This is a genomic window from Sphingopyxis sp. J-6 (assembly GCF_046603995.1).
Lineage (GTDB): Bacteria > Pseudomonadota > Alphaproteobacteria > Sphingomonadales > Sphingomonadaceae > Sphingopyxis.
The window spans coordinates 3,256,519-3,273,560 of record NZ_CP145810.1 but is presented as its reverse complement, the minus strand read 5'-3'; the positions used below and the strand labels follow the sequence as shown (position 1 = coordinate 3,273,560).

General features: G+C 63.7%; 10 protein-coding genes. 9 read left to right on the top strand and 1 reads right to left on the bottom strand.

Going from position 1 to position 17,042, the window contains the following annotated elements:
- The first annotated feature begins 11 nt into the window (after positions 1–11).
- The 8 genes from V6U71_RS15715 to V6U71_RS15680 all read left to right on the top strand — a co-directional run bounded on the left by V6U71_RS15715 (position 12) and on the right by V6U71_RS15680 (position 14,890).
- Positions 12–2,105 carry a PQQ-dependent dehydrogenase, methanol/ethanol family gene (locus tag V6U71_RS15715; protein ID WP_411339327.1) on the top strand — a complete coding sequence of 698 codons (2,094 nt, stop codon included), beginning with the start codon at positions 12–14 and terminating at the stop codon, positions 2,103–2,105.
- An 11-nt stretch (positions 2,106–2,116) separates the two neighbouring features.
- Positions 2,117–2,602, top strand: a complete 486-nt coding sequence (locus tag V6U71_RS15710) for a heme-binding protein (protein ID WP_411339326.1) — start codon at positions 2,117–2,119, stop codon at positions 2,600–2,602.
- 466 nt (positions 2,603–3,068) lie between these two features.
- Complete coding sequence (locus V6U71_RS15705) at positions 3,069–3,947, top strand: ABC transporter ATP-binding protein (RefSeq protein ID WP_411339325.1); 879 nt, start codon at positions 3,069–3,071, stop codon at positions 3,945–3,947.
- 10 nt (positions 3,948–3,957) lie between these two features.
- The gene (locus V6U71_RS15700; RefSeq protein WP_411339324.1) at positions 3,958–7,581 is read left to right on the top strand and encodes an ABC transporter permease/M1 family aminopeptidase; all 3,624 of its coding nucleotides are present in this window, start codon (positions 3,958–3,960) and stop codon (positions 7,579–7,581) included.
- Positions 7,582–7,631: 50 nt separating this feature from the next.
- Positions 7,632–10,187, top strand: coding sequence for a TonB-dependent receptor (locus V6U71_RS15695; RefSeq protein ID WP_411339323.1), 2,556 nt, complete (start codon positions 7,632–7,634; stop codon positions 10,185–10,187).
- 199 nt (positions 10,188–10,386) lie between these two features.
- Complete coding sequence (locus tag V6U71_RS15690) at positions 10,387–12,678, top strand: penicillin acylase family protein (RefSeq protein WP_411339322.1); 2,292 nt, start codon at positions 10,387–10,389, stop codon at positions 12,676–12,678.
- Positions 12,679–12,716: 38 nt separating this feature from the next.
- Entirely contained in the window at positions 12,717–13,610 is an 894-nt protein-coding gene (locus V6U71_RS15685; RefSeq protein ID WP_411339321.1) for a CPBP family intramembrane glutamic endopeptidase, read from the top strand.
- 26 nt (positions 13,611–13,636) lie between these two features.
- Positions 13,637–14,890, top strand: a complete 1,254-nt coding sequence (locus tag V6U71_RS15680; protein WP_411339320.1) for a P1 family peptidase — start codon at positions 13,637–13,639, stop codon at positions 14,888–14,890.
- 15 nt (positions 14,891–14,905) lie between these two features.
- Here V6U71_RS15680 and pip read toward each other — a convergent pair whose 3' ends face one another.
- Positions 14,906–15,853 (bottom strand): prolyl aminopeptidase, encoded by a 948-nt coding sequence (pip, locus tag V6U71_RS15675; RefSeq protein ID WP_411342364.1) that lies wholly within the window; start codon positions 15,851–15,853, stop codon positions 14,906–14,908.
- A gap of 202 nt (positions 15,854–16,055) precedes the next feature.
- Here pip and V6U71_RS15670 point away from each other — a divergent pair, with 202 nt between their 5' ends.
- Positions 16,056–16,955 carry a LysR substrate-binding domain-containing protein gene (locus V6U71_RS15670; protein ID WP_411339319.1) on the top strand — a complete coding sequence of 300 codons (900 nt, stop codon included), beginning with the start codon at positions 16,056–16,058 and terminating at the stop codon, positions 16,953–16,955.
- The last annotated feature ends 87 nt before the right edge of the window (positions 16,956–17,042 follow it).

Below are 17,042 nucleotides of genomic sequence, written 5' to 3'. Positions count from 1 at the left end.
GGATTTCGGTCATGCGGGGATGGCGGAAACTGGTGTTGAGCGTCGCGGCGGTGCTCCCGCTCGCGGCATGCGGCGGATCGGGTGACGATGCGGGCGCGACGGCGGCATGGATGCGCGAGACGGCGCAATATTATCCGGCATCCGAGGTCGACGCCGCGAATGTCGAAAAGCTGGGCGTCGCATGGGAGTTCAACGGCTTCGTCGTGCGTGGCCGCACCAATCGCGGCGTCGAGGCGACGCCGATCGTCGTCGACGGCGTCATGTACACGACCGGGCCGTGGAGCGTTGTCTATGCGCTCGATGCGAAGAACGGCAAGCTGCTCTGGCAATATGACCCCGACGTCGACGGCCAGTTCGCGCGGCGGACCTGCTGCGACGCGGTGAACCGCGGCGTCGCGGTCGACGACGGCATGGTCTATGTCGCGACGCTCGACGGCTATCTCGTCGGTCTCGACGCGAAGACCGGCAAGCCGAGCTGGAAAGTCGACACGATCACCGACCGCAGCCGCAGCTATGCGATCACCGGGGCGCCGCGCGTCGCCGGCAAGAATGTCGTGATCGGCAACGGCGGCGGCGAAATGGGTGTCCGCGGCTATGCCAGCGCCTTCGACAAGAAGACCGGCAAGTTCGCATGGCGCTTCTTCATCGTCCCGGGCGACCCGGCGGCGGGACCCGACGAACATCCCGAAGTTACAGAGGCGCGCAAGACGTGGGACCCCAAGTCGGCGTGGGATCTCGGCGGCGGCGGCACCGCCTGGGACTCGATCGTCTATGATCCCGACACCAACATTGTCTATGTCGGCACCGGCAACGGCAGTCCCCATTCGGTGTGGCAGCGCAGCCCCGCGGGCGGCGACAATCTCTATCTCTCGTCGATCCTCGCGCTCGACGCCGATAGCGGGCGCAAGAAATGGCATTACCAGACGACGCCGCAGGATAGCTGGGACTATACGGCGACCCAGAACATGATCCTGACCGACATGGAAGTCGGCGGTAAGCTGCGCAAGGTGATCATGCAGGCGCCGAAGAACGGCTTTTTCTATGTCCTCGACCGGGTGACCGGTGAGCTGTTGTCGGCGGAAAAATATACCACCGTCACCTGGGCCGAGCGGGTCGACATGAAGACCGGACGCCCTGTGCTGACCGAGCAGTCGGATTTCTCCAAGGGCAAGAAACTGGTCTGGCCGTCGGAGGCGGGCGGGCATAACTGGCCGCCGATGGCGTATAACGAGCAGACGAAGCTCGTCTATATTCCGGTCCTCGAAACGCCGATGACCTTCCAGATGAAGCCGCAGCCCTATCGGCCCTATAGCGTCGTGCAGGGGACGGAGACCGGCCTGCCGGCCTTCGGCGATCCCAACGACAAGGCATTGGCACCTTTGCTGAAGGATCAACCCAAGCCGCGGTTCGAGCAGGTCCTGAAAGCCTGGGACCCGGTGAAGCAGAAGCTCGTCTGGAGTTCGAAGGTGATGCCGTTCTGGAGCGGCGGCGTGATGACGACCGCCAACGGGCTGGTGATGCAGGGCTCGGCCGACGGCTATCTTACCGTCTACGACGGGCGGACGGGCAAGGTGCTGCGCCGGATCAATATTGGCACCGGCATCATGGCGGCGCCGATGGCCTATGAGGTCGACGGCGAACAATATGTCGCGGTGGCAGCGGGGTTCGGTGGTGCGATGAACGCCTATTTCATGCCCGGATGGGCGGCGGCCGAGCGCGAGAACAACCCGCGCCTGATCGTCTTCAAGCTGGACGGCGCACCGGTAAAGCTCGCGGCGCTGCGCAAGCCTATGCCGCTGCTCCCCGCACCGGCAAACTTCCGCGGAACAGCGGCGCAGGTGGCGCGCGGCGGTCAGCTCTTTGCCGAGAATTGCTCGCGCTGCCATGGCGATTCGACGGGATCGGGCGGTTATCCGAACCTGTGGAAGATGACGCCCGAAACGCATGAGGCCTTCAACAGCATCGTGCTGGACGGCGCGTTCGTCTATGCAGGCATGGCGGCTTTCGGCGACATATTGAGCAAGAACGACGCGCGCGACATCCACGCCTATCTGGCCGAACCCGTTGCGGTCGAGCCGGCGACGGCCCTGAAAAGCATCCATTGAGGATCGATCCAATGACCCGAATCTTGTTTTCGGCCGCAGTCGCGGCGTGCCTGTCCGTTTCGGCCGCGGCGCCGGCCGTTGCCGAACCCGGCGATGCGATGGTGGGCCTGGCCGACGCGCAGGCGATTGCCGGGCGTGCCCAGCAGGCCGCGATCGAAAAGGGGCTCAACATGGCGATCGTCGTCGTCAACCGCGAAGGCCGGGTCATTCTGTCGTACCGGATGGATGGCTCTTCCTTCATCAACCTTGCGCTTGCCGAAAAGAAGGCTGCGACCGCGGCGGCGATCGGCGCTCCGACCTCGATTCTCGAGCAGGTGGCCGATAGCGGGAAGCCATCGCTGCTGTCGGTGCCGGGTGCGGCGCTGGTCGGCGGCGGCGTCCCGATCATGCGCGGCGACCGAATCGTCGGCGGGATCGGAGTCAGTGGCGGGTCGGCGCAGGACGACGAGGCTGTCGCCAAATCGGGTCTCGACGCGGCCGCGCCTGGCGCCAAATAGCGCCGCGAAGATAGGTAAACAGGGCCCCCTGACGCCCTGTTTTTGTCGGTCTCGGTCGCGATGTGCCGGGCGGGCGAAGCCCGCCCGCCGGTGACGGCCTTGCATGTTTTGAAACGTCCGAAAACCTCCTGCTGAGGCGGGGCGCAGCTCTGTGCTCGCGCCCTGTGCCGCGTCATTCCTGGCCTCGCGGGGCAGCCAGATCGCGCGACGACCGTACCCTTAGCCTATCTGGTGCTACGGACCAGAATTACTGTGTTTTGCATCGCGCCATTTTGGTGCAGCAAGATGTTACCAATAAAAGTCAGAGAGGTGCCATTGTTCCCCTTTTTCAGGGAACCCGACGCTTGTATTGCAAGCGTACCTAAAGCCGTGAAGTAATAAAAAGTAATAACAATAGATACTTCTGAATCTTTCAGGAATTTACGGTCAGAATATCTCTCTAATTATCATTTCTGCGGGGACCCTAATGCTCCAGATCGAGAACCTTACCCACGTCTATCCGAACGGGACACGTGCCCTCGACTCGGTCTCGCTGAATGTCCCGGCCGGGATGTTCGGGCTGCTGGGACCGAACGGTGCGGGCAAATCGACGCTGATGCGGACGATCGCGACCCTGCAGGTGCCGACCTCGGGAGCGATCCGGTTCGATGCGATCGACGTCCTCGCCGACCCCGACGCACTGCGGCGGACGTTGGGTTACCTGCCACAGGATTTCGGCGTCTATCCCCGCGTTTCGGCGTGGGACATGCTCGATCACCTCGCGGTGCTCAAGGGCTACAGCAACCGCGGCGAGCGCCGCGATGCAGTGGCGACGCTGCTCAACCAGGTCAATCTGTGGAGCGTGCGGAACAAGGCGGTGGCCGGTTTTTCGGGCGGTATGCGCCAACGTTTCGGTATCGCGCAGGCCCTGATCGGCCAGCCGCGCCTCGTCATCGTCGACGAGCCGACCGCCGGTCTCGATCCGGAGGAAAGCAACCGCTTCCTCAACCTCCTGTCGGAAGTCGCGGAAAATATCGTCGTGATCTTCTCGACGCATATCGTGCAGGACATCGCCGATCTCTGTCAGAATGCGGCGATCATCGCGGGCGGCAGGATCATCACAACCGGTTCTCCCGACGAACTGGTCGCGCAGGTCAAGGGCCGCGTGTGGACCAAGACGATCGACAAGCACGAGCTCGACGCGCACCGCGCGCAGTACGACATCATCGCGACCCGCCTCGCTTCGGGCCGTACGGTGATCCACGTGCTTGCCGACAATAATCCGGGCAACGGATTTACGGCCGCCGAAGGCGATCTCGAAGACGTCTATTTCTCGACCCTGCTGCCGCTGCGCCGCGCCGCCTGAGGGACCGGACATGTTTGGCCACGTCGCTGCATTCGAGCTGAAATACCAGCTTCGCTCGCCCATGTTCTGGGGGACGTTCATCGTCTTCTTCCTGCTCGCTTTCGGTATGGTGGTGTCGGACGACATCCGGATCGGCTGGGGCGGTCAGGTGTTCCGCAACGCGCCGTTCGCCATCGCGATGCAATCGACGATCTGGTCGATTTTCGCGATGTTCATCGTCGTCGCCTTCGTCGCCGGCGTGGTGCTGCGCGATGACGAAACCGGCTTCGGGCCGATCATCCAGGCGACGCGCCTGTCGAAGTTCAACTATCTGTTCGGCCGCTTCACCGGTGGTTTCGCTGCCGCGTCGCTGGCGTTTTTCAGTGTACCGCTCGGCTTGCTGGCGGCGATATTCATGCCGGGGCTCGATCCGGAAACGATCGGGCCAATCAATATCGGCGACTATCTCTACGCCTATGCGCTATTCTGTCTGCCGACGCTGTTCCTGCTGTCGGCGGGCTTTTTCGCGCTGTCGACGATCACCCGCTCGCTGGTGGCGACCTATGTCGGGGCGCTCGTCGTTCTCGCTATCTATCTCTTTACCCGCATCTATCTCGGGCGCCCCGAATTTGGAGCGCTTTCGACGCTGAGCGATCCGTTCGGCCTTTCGTCGCTGGCGTATGCGACCAAGAATTGGACCGCCAACGACCGCAACCTGTTGTTGCCGCCGTTCGCGGGTCTGATCCTGCAAAGCCGCGCGATCTGGCTGGCGGTCGGACTCGGCTTCCTGGCGCTGGCGTGGCGTTCCTTCATCCGCACCGGCTTTGCGACGCGCGCCGACCGTCGCCCGGCACGCGGCAAGGCGAACGAGGACGAGAGTGCGCAGGCAGTCGTCTCGACGACCGCGCCGCCGCCGCCGACCGATCGCGGGCTGGGTTGGGGACCGCTCGCCGCACTGACCCGCTTCGAAATACTCGGCGTGCTTCGCAGCCCGGTGTTCATTGTCCTGCTCGGCTTCGCTTTCCTGAACCAGGTGATCGGCCTGTGGCTCGCCGGCGACGACACGGTGACGGTCATCCACCCCGTCACGCGCGTGATGATCAAGGCGCTGCACGAGCAGTTCGTCACGATCCCGCTGTTCATCGCCGCCTTCTATGCCGGCGAGCTGGTGTGGCGCGACCGCGAGCGGCGGATGCACGAGATTGTCGATTCGACCCCGTCGCCCGACTGGGCCTTCATGGTCCCGAAGATTCTCGCAATCTGCGTCATCCTGCTCGCGATGGGGCTAATGTCGATCGTCGCGGCGATTGCCGTGCAATGGCTCAAGGGCTTCACCGCGATCGAATATGGCCATTATTTTACCTGGTTCCTCGCGCCATGGTTCCTGACCATGGTGATGTACGCGGTGCTTGCCGTGTTCGTGCAGACGCTGGCACCGCACAAGTTCGTCGGCCTGCTGATCATGCTGCTCTATTTCGTCGCGGAATCGATGCTGCCGACGATGGGCTTCGAGAGCCACCTCTATATCTACGCCACCACCTCGCCGATGCCGCTGTCCGACATGAACGGCCTTGGCCAATATGCGGGCTATGCGGCCTGGTATCGTCTCTATTGGGCGGCGGGCGCGGTCATCCTTGCCGTGCTGGCGTGGGGGCTGTGGCGGCGCGGCGCGTCGGCGCCGCTCAAGGTGCGCATCCGCCGCCTGCCTCAGCGGCTGGCCGGACGCGCCGGTGCGATCACCGGTGTCGCGGTCGCGGTGATGGTCGCGGTCGGTAGCTGGATCTATTACAACAACTATGTCCTGAACGACTTCCCGACGTTCAACGAAAGCCAGCATTGGGCCGCGAATTACGAAAAGGCGCTGCTGCCCTATGAGGCGCATTCGCAGCCGCACATCACCGACATGACGCTCGACGTCGATCTGTATCCCGATCAGTTGCGGGCGGTCACGCGCGGCAGCTATGTCATCGAGAACAAGTCCGACAAGCCGATCAGCCAGGTCTATCTGCAATGGGCCCATCCGTCGGTCTCGAAGAGCTTCCTCGGCACGACGATCGAGCCGGGCATCAAGATGCTGTCGCTCGACGTGCCCGGCGCGCGGCTGACGAAGGAACTGAAGGACTATAATTTCCGCGTCTATACCTATGACAAGCCGATGGCGCCGGGCGAGAAGCGCGAAGTGCGGTTCGAGACGCTGCGCGAGCAGCGCGGGTTCCGCAACTCGGGCAACGAGGACCGGATCGTCGGCAACGGCACCTTCCTCAACAATTTCGCGCTGACGCCGAACCTCGGCGTGTCGCGCTGGCCGCTGCTGCAGGATCGCGCGACGCGGCGCAAATATGGGCTCGACCCCGACCTCAAGCTCAGCAAGCTCGAGGACGAGCATGCCCGCGCCTTCACCTATCTGCGTCACGACAGCGATTATGTGAATGCCGACGTGACGGTGCGCGGTCCGGTCGACCAGGTGCTCGTGGCGCCCGGCCAGCGGATCTCGCGCGAAGTGAAGGGCGGCCGCCAGATCGCGCGCTTCCGCACCGAGGCGCCGATCCTCAACTTCTTCTCGATCAACGCGGCCAAATATGCGGTGCGCAAGGACGAGTGGAACGGCATCGGGATCGAAATCTATTACCACCCGACGCACACCTATAACGTCGATCGGTTCGTTGACATCGCGAAGGACGGGCTGGCCTATTATTCGAAGAATTTCAGCCCGTACCAGTTCAAGCAGTTCCGCATCATCGAATTCCCGGTCTACAATAATTTCGCGCAGGCGTTCCCGGGCACCGTGCCCTATTCGGAAGGCGCCGGGTTCATCACCAAGATCGATGACAAGGACGGCGTCGACTTCATCGCCTATGTCACCGCGCACGAACTGGCGCACCAGTGGTGGTTCCACCAGGTGACCGGTGCCGACATGGAGGGCAGCACCGTCCTGTCGGAAACGCTCGCCCAATATTCGGCGATCATGGTGATGGAGAAGCGCTACGGCGACGCGATGATCCGCAAGTTCCTGAAGCGCGGCATGGACGGTTATCTCATGACGCGCGGCAAGGAGAATGTCGCCGAACCGACGCTCGAGCGGGTTCAGGAGCAGGCCTATGTCCGCTACCAGAAGGGCGGCAACATCATGTATCTGCTCAAGGACCAACTGGGTGAGGTCGAGGTCAACCGCGCGCTGCGCACGCTGGTCCAGCAGTTCGCGTTCAAGGGCCCGCCCTATCCGACCGGCCGCCATCTGGTGGACCTGCTCCGCGCCGAGGCGAAGACGCCCCAGCAACAGCAACTGATCACCGACTCCTTCCAGCACATCACGCTGTACGACCTCAAGGTCGCCGGCGCGCAGGCGAGCCGCCGTCCGGACGGCAAGTGGACGGTGACGATGACCGTCGAGGCGCACAAGCGTTATGCCGACGGCAAGGGTGTCGAGACCGATGCGCCGCTGGATGCAATGATCGATGTCGGCGTCTTCACCGCCAACCCGAGCGCCAAGGGGTTCGGAAAAGCCAATGTCCTGTCGATGCAATCGCAGCGCCTGACGACCGGGAAACGCAAGATTACCCTGGTCGTGAACGCAAAGCCGCTGTTCGTCGGGCTGGATCCTTACCTCAAATATATCGACCGCAATACCGACGACAACGTCATGGCAATCGAGTGAATTTTAATTTTGTTAAATCAATATGTTAATTAAGATACTAGGGGGATAGCATGAACTACGGAAAGAAATATTGGATTGCCGGAATTTCGGCGCTGGCGCTGAGCTACCCGGTCGCGGCGTTTGCAGAGACGGTCGATACCGCAGAGGCCGCGGACGCGGCGCAGGCGGCGCCGGGCGAGAGCGGGCGTACTGCTGCCGACGAACGGCCGCGGTCGGACAATGACATCATCGTCACCGCCACCCGGCGCGAGGAAACGGTGCTCGACGTGCCGCTCAGCATCGCCGCCTATAGCCAGGAAACGCTCGATCAAAAGGGTATTCGCAGCGTCGAGGATCTCGCCCGCAACACCCCCGGGGTCAATCTGACGCAGGGCTTTTCGGGTATCCGATATATCGCGATCCGCGGCCTGCAATCGTCGGTCGGCGCGACCATGACCGGTATCTATATCGACGATACGCCGATCCACATCCGCTCGCTCGTGCTGATGAGCTTTGCCTCTCCGGCGCTTTACGATCTCGAGCGCGTCGAGATTCTGCGCGGGCCGCAGGGCACGCTGTTCGGATCGAGCGCCATGGGCGGCGCGGTGCGTTTCATCACGGCGAAGCCGACGCTGGACAAGTTCACCGGCAATGCGCGCGCCGAATTGGCCTTCACCGAGGGCGGCGATCCGTCCTATGAACTCGGTGCCGCGGTCGGCGGCCCGATCGTCGAGGACAAGCTCGGCTTCCGGGTCAGTGGCTATTATCGGCGCGACGGTGGCTATATCGATCGCGTGCCCTTCTATTCCACCCGCGGCACGGCCGAGAAGAACTCGAACTCGAACCGCACGATGGCCTTCAACGGCTCGCTGCTGTGGAAGCCGACCGAAGACATCTCGATCACGCCGTCGATCTTCTATCAAAAGACCAACCGCGACGATCAGAGCACTTACTGGACCTATGGCAACGGTTCCACGCGCGCCCAACCGCCGCGTTTTCAGAGCGGCGAAGGCATTGCGTCGCGGGGTGAGGACGAGTTCAAGCTTTATCAGCTCAAGGGCGAGTGGGACATGGGGCCGGTCTCGCTGATCAGCAACTCGGCCATCGTCGATCGCCGCAACCAGTCGGTCGATGACGGCACCGCCTATATCCTCGATATTTTTGACAATATTCTCAATGGGCTGGGGAATGATCCGGCGTTCGGCACGAATGTGCCGCTCCGCGGCATCTATGATGCATTCGCGCAAGCGGCCGGTGGCAACACTCCGCAGATCGGTTTCGATACCCAGTCGCCCGGCCGTCCCGGCGGACCGAATTGCGGTGAATGCTTCGTCCTCCTGTCGGATCAGGTCCAACGCAGTTTTACCCAGGAATTACGCCTGCAGTCCAACAATCCGGACTCGCGCCTCAAATATGTGTTCGGCGCATTCTATCAAAACAGCCGCCAGCGCGCGCGCGACGGGGACATGAGCTTCTCGCCGTATGACAATTACCTGTATCCTTCATCATATCATGCGGCACCTCCGGTCGCTCTGCCATTTCCGCTGGGGATATTCGCCGGGGCGCTCCCGCCGTTCTTCCCGCTCGGACCGACCGGAACGGGCGGCTATGCGCAGACCCGCATCGTCGACAAAAACCTCGGCTTCTTCGGCAGCATCGATTTCGAAATCATCGAGAATCTGACGCTGACCGCGGGCGCACGCTATTCGCGTCTCGAGTTCGAATCGCAGGCGGAGAGCTTCGATGCGGCGACCAACGTCACCACGACGGGTCCGCTGCTGCGCAGCGTCGAAAAGCCCTTCACGCCGAAGTTCGGCATCACCTATGATGTCAACCCGAACTTGATGCTCTATGCCTCCGTCGCCAAGGGCTTCCGTTCGGGCGGCGTCAACACCGCCGCCGCCGATGTCGATCCGGGCTGTCTGCCGGGCCTCGAGAAAATCGGCTATTCGACCATTCCCGCGACCTATAAATCCGACAGCGTGTGGAACTATGAGTTCGGCGCCAAGGGCCGGGTCGGCAATTTCGCGACGTTCGCGGCCAGCGCATTCCAGATCGACTGGAGCGGCGTGCAGCGCAGCCGCCAGGTCGAGGGCTGCGTTGCCATCTTCACCGACAATTTCGGCAAGGCGCGTGCCCGCGGTCTCGAAGCGCAGATCACGCTGTTTCCCGTCACGGGCCTGACGCTCGACGCCAATCTCGGCTATAACGACGGCACGCAGCGCGAGACGATCTTCGTTCCCGGCACGACCAACACCGTCACGCGTGCCGGGGATCGCTTCACCGCACCGTGGACCGTGAACCTGACCGGTATGTACGAAACGCCGCTCGGTCCCGACGATCTGACGGGCTATGGCACCGTCCAGTGGACGTACAAGAGCGGCTATTCGACGAAGCCGGGCAATGTCGGTTTCAATCCGATCCTTGGGTCGGTTGACAGCCAGAACAACCTGAATGCCCGTCTGGGCGTGCGCACCGGCAACGGCCTCGATGTCTCGCTGTTCGTCAACAACCTGACCAACTCGCGCGATATCATCGGCCGGCTGCACTTCCAGCCGTCGGAGCGCATCCAGGTCCAGACCTGGCGTCCGCGGACGTTCGGGATCACGGCGGGCTATCGTTTCTAGGGACTTCAGAAATCGGCGTCGTCCAATCCCTTGCTTCCGGATGGCGTCAAAAGACCGGCCCGGTCATCGCGCGGGGGCGCGATGGCCGGGCCGTTCGGCTATAAGATTATCGGGTGATGGACCGGCCCTTCATCCAGGCAGAGGAAGAAAAGAAGAAATGAACAGTGCTGTCATCCTTGCACCGCGTTCGCGCCGACGCATGCGCCGCTTGAGCGGGCGGGGACCGATGGCGGCGTTGTTCGTGATCCCGGCGATGCTTGCCTCGCCCGCGCTTGCAGCGCCCCGCTATGAAGCGACGATCACTCGGACCACCTTCGGCGTTCCGCACGTCGAGGCGAAAGATTTCGGCGGGTTGGGGTTCGGCGCCGCCTATGCGCAGGCGCAGGACAATATCTGTCTGATGGCCGATGGTTATGTCAGCGCGTCGGGCCAGCGGTCGCGATACTTCGGTCTCGACGGCGCGACGGTGATCGGGCTTGTCCCGGCGAAGAATATCGACAGCGATCTCTATTATGCGACGATGCAGGACATCGCGGCGCTGCGCGCCGGTTTCGCCAAGACGTCGAAGGATTCAAGGGCGCTCATCGCGGGCTGGGTGGCGGGATATAACCGCTTCCTGCGCGACAATCGGGACAAACTGCCCGCCGGATGCGCGGGCCAGCCATGGGTGCGCGAAATCAGCCGCGACGATGTGCTGCGCTCGCTCAACGGTTTCACCATGCTGGCGGGATCGGCGATGGCCGCCGCGAAGATTGCGGAGGCTGGACCGCCCGCTGCCGAAGCCGCGGCGGCCAAGCCGGTCGCAGCGGCGCCGCAGTTCGCCGACGAAATCCGGGAATCGATGAAGCTGGGCAGCAACGGCTGGGCGTTCGGCGGTGACGCCACGACGAACGGCAAAGGGCTCGTCGTCGGCAATCCCCATTTTCCCTGGTACGGTCCCAACCGCTTCTACCAGATCCACCTGACCATCCCCGACAAGTTCGATGTCGCGGGGGCGGCGATCACCAACCAGCCCTATGTCGGGATCGGCTTCAACAAGGATGTCGCGTGGACGCACACCGTCGACACCGCGGCGCACATGACCTTGTTCAAGCTGACCCTCGATCCCGCCGATCCCACCGCCTATATCGTCGACGGCAAGCGCGTGCCGATGGAACGCCGCGAGGTTACCGTCGCGATGAAGGACGGGGCGCCCGTCGTGCGGACGCTGTTCCAGTCGCGCTACGGCCCGGTACTCTCGATGCCCGGCACCGACTATGCGTGGACGCGGCAGACCGCCTATGCCCTCGCCGATGCCAACAAGGGTAATGTGCGGAGCGGCGAGGGCTATCTCGCCATGGCGCGGGCCCGGAATGTCGGCGAAATCCACGCCGCGCTGACCCGTTATCTGCATGCGCCGTTCCTCAACACCCTCGCCGCAGACCGCAAGGGCGACGCGCTCTATGCCGACATCAGCCCCGCGGCCAATGTCTCGGCCGAACGCTTCGCCGCGTGCGGCACGATGTCGCCGCCGACCCCCGGTTTTCTGCAGCGGCTCTATGTCCTCGACGGCAGCCGTTCGGCCTGCGAATGGGAAAAGACGCCCGGCACCCCGGCGCCGGGGCTGCTTCCCGCGTCGAAGATGGCCGCGATTTATCGGCGCGACTATGTCCAGAACAGCAACGACAGCTATCGCTGGACGAATATCGAAGCGCCGATCGCCGAACGGGGGCCGATGATGGGCCCCGATTTCCTGTTGCTGCCCAGCATGCGCACCCGGTCGGGACTCCAGGAAATCCGGAGCGTCCTGCAATCGGGCAAGTTCGATATCGACGTCGGCATCCGGACGATGCTCGGCAACAAGAATTTCGCCGGCGACCTCGTCATGCCTGCGGTCCTGAAGCTGTGCGAGCGTCCCGAGGCGCCGAAACCCGCCTGCGCAGCCCTCGCCAAATGGGACGGCAAGGCCGAACTCGACAGCCGCGGGGCGATGCTGTTTGCAATCTTCTGGTCCAAGACCGAGCGTCGGGCCAACCTTTGGGCCGATGCCTTCGACCGCGGCGACGTGGTGGGTACGCCGCGCACGCTCGCCATCGATGGAACCGCCGGCGCCGCGTTGCTCGCCGACCTTGCTTTCGCGGCCGATACGCTGACCAAGATGGGCATCGCGCTCGACGCGCCGCTGGGCGAGGTGCAGTTCGCCGAACGCGGCGATGAGCGCATTCCGATTTCGGGATCGCCCGCCGGGGTGCTCAACTATACCGCGGCGCTACCGGTCAAGGGCGGTTTCGGCGTCGTCCACGGGGCAAGCTATGTCCAGTCGGTCAGCTTCGACGACAAAGGGCCGGTCGCGAAAGCGATCCTGACCTATTCGCAATCGACCGATCCTGCGTCGCCGCACTACGCCGACCAGACGCGCGAATTTTCGAAGCTGGCGTTGCATCCCTATCCCTTCTCGAAGGAGGAGATTGCGGCGCAGGCGATCGGCGAACCGGTGACGATCCGTCAATGAGCCTGCCGACAGGGCAGGCCGGATAAAGGGGAGCGACTATGAACGACACGCGTCAGGGATCGGTAATCTGGACCTATCTCGTGCTCACGGTGCTATTCTGTGCGCTGCCCTATTTCCTGATCGGTTACACGGGCGAGGTCGGCGGCGGCAACGCCGGCTATGTCACAGCGCTGATGTGGGGCCCGGCGCTGGCCGCGATCGTCACCGTGGCGTGGAAGAAGCTCGACTGGGCCTCGCTCGGCTTCGCGTGGCGCGATACGCGGTCGTCCTGGTACAGCTACCTGCTGCCGATCGGCTATGCGGCGGTCGCCTATCTGATCATCTGGTCGACGGGGATGGGCGGTTTCGCGGAGCCCGAAAGCATCGCGGCGCTGGCCGACCGGCTCGGCTGGACCTTCACCGATCCGGGGCGCTTCGTTCCCGCCTATTTCCTGTTCGTCGGGATCACCGGGATCATCGCCGCGACGGCGCGCGGGCTGGGCGAGGAGATCGGCTGGCGCGGGTTTCTGGCGCCGCGGCTCCACGACCGGTTTGGCTTCACCGGGGGCGCGGCGGTCACCGGCGTCATCTGGACGCTGTGGCATGTCCCGCTGATCATCTTCGCCAATTACAACAGCGGGGCGCCGCAATGGTTCGCGCTCACCTGCTTCTTCGTCATGGTCATGAACCTCAGCTTCATCATGGCGTGGTTCCGGTTGAAATCGGGCAGCGTCTGGCCCGCCGCGATCATGCACGGCAGCCACAATCTGTACATCCAGACGATCTACACCCCGCTCACCGCGCCGAAGGGCGACATCACCGCCTATGCGATCGACGAGTTCGGTTTCCTGATTCCGCTGACGACTTTCGTCGTCGCGCTGCTGCTCTGGCTGCGGCGGGATCGCGCGATCGCCGCCTATGATGCGCGGCGGGCGGCCGGGGAAGCCAGCTAATTAAAGATGAAACAAGGGGATTGGTCATGACGGCACGGCGTTTCGGGTGGGTAGTGGCTTCGGCCATGGCAGTCGGGCTGCTCGCGCCGGGAGCGGCGGCGGAGGAACCGCGTGCCCGCGACCTCGGCGTGCCGTTCCATGGCGAGCCCGGCCCGCTCAACGCGATTACCGATGTGCCGGGGGTCGAGGTCGGCCACACGACCTTGATCGCCGGCGACGGCCTGCTCAAGGTCGGCGAAGGTCCGATACGGACCGGGGTCACGGCGATCCTGCCGCGCGGCAAGAATTCCACCGTGCCGGTGTTCGGCGCATGGGCGACGGCCAATGCGGCGGGCGAAATGACCGGCACGATCTGGATGGAGGAACGCGGCTCGTTCGACGGGCCGGTGATGATCACCAACACCCACAGCGTCGGTGTGGTGCGCGACGCCGTGGTCAAATATCTGGCCGACAGCAAGGCGTGCTGCCTGTTCTACACCCCGGTCGTTGCCGAGACCTGGGACGGCTTCCTCAACGACGTGAACGGCCAGCATGTGAAGACCGAACATGCCTTGCAGGCGATCGCGACCGCCACTAGCGGGCCGGTACCCGAGGGCAATGTCGGCGGCGGTACCGGGATGGTGTGCGCCGGGTTCAAGGGCGGCATCGGCACTGCGTCGCGCAAGGTCGAAATCGGCGACCGCAAATATACCGTCGGGGTGCTCGTCCAGTGCAATTACGGCGCGCGGCCGCTGCTCCGCATCGCCGGCGCCCCGGTTGGGCAAGAACTCGCGACGAGCTACCTGCCGTGCAGCGACCTACCGGGCAAGGCGGTCTATAAACCCGAGCGCCGCTGTACCCCGATCGACAAAAAGCCTTACGAGCCGGAGGGGTCGATCATCGTGGTGATCGCGACCGACATCCCGCTGCTGCCGCACCAGCTGAAGCGCATCGCCAAGCGGCCGACGCAGACGATCGGGCGGATGGGCGATATCAGCCATAATCTGTCGGGGGATATCTTCATGGCCTTCTCGACCGCCAACGCCGGCGCGCTCGATGAAAGCGCCGCGGGCGTGCAGGCGGTCTCGGCCATCTCGAATAGCGAGATCACCAAGGTGTTCGAGGCGGCGGTCGATGCGACCGAGGAATCGATCGTCAACGCGCTGGTTGCGGCGAAGACGATGACCGGACGCGACGGCGTCACGGTCCATGCGCTGCCGCACGACGCGCTCCGCACGATCCTTGCCAAATACGGACGCCTGCCCGCTGCGACGGGCAAGCCCGCCGCCAAACGGAAATAGCGGCGGGCGAACCGGTTATCCGCTGCGCGCGTAGCGGTCGGTTGCTTCGATCAGTTCATGAAGGATGCCGGGCTCGTTGAAGACGTGGCCGGCGCCTTCGACGATGCGGAGGTCCGAACCGGGCCAGCTCTGGTGCAGTTCCCACGCCCGGCGGAGCGGGCACGGGATGTCGTAGCGGCCGTGGACGATCGTTCCCGGGATACCGGCGAGCCGTCCGGCATCGCGCAGCAACTGGTCTGGTTCGAGCCAGCAGTCGTTGAAGAAATAATGATTTTCGATCCGGGCGAAGGCGATGGCATAATGATCCTCGCCGAAATTCGCGCTCAACTCCTCGTCGGGGAGCAAGGTGATCGTTCCGGCTTCCCAGACGCTCCATGCCTTCGCCGCCTCCAGTTGGGCAGCCCGGTCGTTGCCGGTCAGGATGCGGTTATAGGCGGCGACGAGGTCCCACCGTTCGGCCGGCGCAACCGGGGCGAGGAAGGCTTCCCATTTGTCGGGATAGATTTGCGACACGCCGAACTTGTAATACCAGTCGACATCCCGGTCGGCGCCGAGGAAGATGCCGCGCAGGATGAGCTCGCTGACGCGCTCGGAATGCGTTTCGGCATAGGATAGCGACAGCGTCGAACCCCAGCTGCCGCCGAAGACGAGCCAGCGTTCGACCCCGGCCATTTCGCGCAACCGCTCGATATCGGCGACGAGATGCCATGTCGTATTCGCGCTGAGCTCGGCATGCGGCGTTGAACGCCCGCAGCCGCGCTGGTCGAACAGCAGTACGTCGTAACGCGCCGGGTCGAAGAGTTGCCGGTGGGTGGGCGAGCAGCCGGCGCCGGGGCCGCCGTGTAGGAAGACGGCGGGCTTGGCGCCCGGCGTTCCGCAGCGTTCGTAATAGATATGGTGGCCGTCGCCGACGTCGAGCATTCCGGTTTCATAGGGTTCGATCGGCGGATAAAGGCTTCTCAAAGTCTGCACTGCTGCGCTCCATGGCTGTCAAGGCGCGCACCGGCGAGACGGCTACCATCAGAGGAACTATTGCTGTATCCTCCTCCGGGCTTGCCCATGCGCAGCGCGGCCTTATGATTCTCTATGTGTCCGGGGACATAAGGCGCGCGAACGGCGTGCCTGTGCAATCGACTAATTTTGCTGCTGAGGAAGATATATTCTGATGCCGAGGGAGCTACCGAATCTGGACTGGCTGCGCGTCTTCGCGTCGACCGCCGCAACCGAGAGCTTCGCGCTTGCCGCCGGCGAACTCAGCGTGACGCCGGGTGCGGTCAGCCAGCGGATCAAGGCGCTCGAGGCCTATCTCGGCGTCGAACTGTTCCAGCGCTATCCGCAGGGCGTCCGGCTGACCGAGGCGGGGAAGCGCTATGCGCAGCGCGTGCTTCCGCCACTCGAGCAGCTTTTGGCCGCGACGCGCGACATCACCGCCTCGGGCGGGACCAAAGCGGTGCGGCTGACCATCCTGCCGGCGCTCGCACAACTGTGGCTCGGCCCGCGGATCGAGGATTTCCACAAGGAACATGCCAATACGACGATCGAGATCTGGGCCGATCCGGTGATCGTCGACCTGCGCACATCGAACTTCGATGTCGCCATCCGCTATGGCCAGCCGCCCTTTCCGGGCTGCGATTCCCGCCCGCTGTTTTTCGACGAGCTCGTTCCCGTCGCGGCGCCGTCGCTCATCGAGACTGCGGAGCGCGACGAGCACGGGCTGCCGGTCGGAATGCCGCTGATGCTCGACACTTATTGGGCGAATGATTTCGAACATTGGCTGCAGCATACGGGCCACGCGCGCCCGGCCAATCTGATCACCCAGACCTTTTCGCTCTATTCGATGGTCGTCGAGGCGACGCTGAGCGGGCGCGGTTTCATGATCGGTCATACGTCGGTGCTGTCCGACCTGATCGCGCAAGGGCGGCTGCAACCGCTTTCGGACAAGCGGGTGGCAGCGGGCAATCAGTTCTACCTGTTGACCAAGGCGTCATCGCCGCTCTCCGACATCGCCGAAACGTTCATCGACTGGATCGTCGAGCAGGCAACGCCGGACGGCGCGGCGGGGTGACGGCAAGAGGCAGCAATTCTGGTCCAGAGGCGCAGGAATAATCGCATTGCGCCATCTCCGCCCCGCGCGCACCCTTGGAAAAACTGG